This window comes from Moorena sp. SIO3E8 (assembly GCF_010692445.1).
In the GTDB taxonomy this organism is placed as follows: domain Bacteria; phylum Cyanobacteriota; class Cyanobacteriia; order Cyanobacteriales; family Coleofasciculaceae; genus Moorena; species Moorena bouillonii.
The window spans coordinates 1-1,873 of the sequence record NZ_JAAHHM010000324.1; the positions used below are offsets into that span (position 1 = coordinate 1).

The 1,873-nt window shown below is 48.5% G+C and carries 1 pseudogene; it reads left to right on the plus strand.

Annotated features, from left to right (window positions below):
- Window positions 1-131: 131 nt before the first annotated feature.
- Window positions 132-1,834 (plus strand): annotated as a pseudogene (locus F6K46_RS39480) (IS1182 family transposase).
- Window positions 1,835-1,873 lie beyond the last annotated feature (39 nt).

Genomic DNA, 1,873 nt, shown 5'->3' on the forward strand with positions numbered 1-1,873 from the left:
GATACCGCTGGCGAACTTAATATTTGTTTACAAAATAGTGAGCAGATGTGGAAAATATCCTTTGTTTGTCGTTGGTGTGGAACTATAAGTTGAAACAATTGTATTAGTTGTCAAACTGAGGAGTTGCCCCAATGTGCTTTAGAATTGAGAAAATAGCACCGATACCACCACAGACAGCAACCATTGCTCGCTCAGCTTTTCCCAAAGGGAGTATAGTAATGAGTATCAGGGATGAATTGGGAATTCTATATCAGGATGAGCAGTTGAGAGCCTTGTTTCCATCAAAGCAAGGGCAACCGGCATCGGGATGCTTGGAGGTTAGCGCTGATTACAGTCATGCAGTACATAGAGGACTTAACGGATGCTCAAGCAGCCCAAGCAGTGCGAGGACGAATCGATTGGAAATATGCGTTAAGTTTGCCTTTAGCAGACCCTGGTATCGATAGTTCAGTATTGAGTGAGTTTCGAGGTCGATTAGTGAAAGCCAAAGCCGAAGAGTTGCTGTTAGTGAGACTTTTGGAACGATGTCAAGAGCGGGGATGGCTGAGTGGGGGCGGGGTGCAACGCAGCGACTCAACTCATGTGTTAGCAGCAATTCGGGTGATGCATCGTCTAGAAGTGGTTGGTGAGACCTTACGAGCAGCACTCAATAGTCTGGCACTCTGCAGTACCGCAATGGCTTCAGGAAAAAGTTCCGGTAGAGTGGTTTTCGCGCTATGGTAGTCGGGTTGAGGACTATCACATGCCCAAGGCTAGCGATGAGCGCCAGCAGTTAGGGGAGACGATTGGTAAAGATGGTTATAGGCTGTTAGCTGCTGTATATGATCACGATGCCCCGGTAGGACAAGTAAATTTGCCTGGGGTTGAGGTGTTGCGTCAGGTTTGGGTACAGCAGTTTCACATTGATGCAGACCAACAAGTACACTTCCGTCAACCCAACAATAGCCCGCCGTCGGCTCAATTAATTCACTCTCCCTACGATGTAGAAGCCCGATTCAGTCGCAAACGGGAAACTCAATGGGTGGGCTATAAGGTACATCTGAGCGAAACCTGTGGTGAGAATGCCCCCCACTTGATTACCCATGTGGAAACTACTGTTGCCACCACCACCGATGTACAGGTAACTGATCGGATTCACCAAGGTCTTAAACAGCGTCAACTGCTACCATTAACTCATATTGTCGATACGGGTTATGTGAGTGCTGAGCAAATGCTCAATACTCAAGATACTGCTGGAATTGAGTTGCTGGCTCCGGTTTTACCCGATAGTAGTTGGCCTTCTCTAGCTGGTATTGGCTTTGATGTTGCTAACTTTACGATTGACTGGGACGAGCAACAGGCAAAGTGCCCAACGGGGCTGACCTGTATGAGTTGGAAGCCTGGTTCTGACCGTCGTGGTCATGACATCACCGGTAGTCGCTCATGGGGGAAACCCCCAAGACCGCGCTACCTGATTAAAGTAGGCTTTGCTAGCTCCACTTGTAAGCTCTGTCCCCATCGTCCCTTGTGTACTCGTACCAAAAAGCAAGGGCGCACCATTACCCTGCGTCCTCAACGCCAACATAATGCCCTGCAACAGGCTCGTCAGACCCAAACAACAGAGGCTTTCCAGCATCGCTATGCTCAGCGTGCAGGTATTGAAGGTACCTTAGCTCAGGGCATTAAAGCGTTTGGCTTACGTCGATGTCGCTATATCGGTTTGACTAAAACCCACTTGCAGCACATCATCACAGCTTCTGCCATGAATATTGTGCGTTTGGTTAATTGGTGCCAGGGAGTTCCATTTGCAGCTACCCGATGTTCTCGTTTTGCTGCTCTTGCGCCGACCGGTTGACCTATGTGTAAACAAATATTAATTTGGCCAGCGGTATCA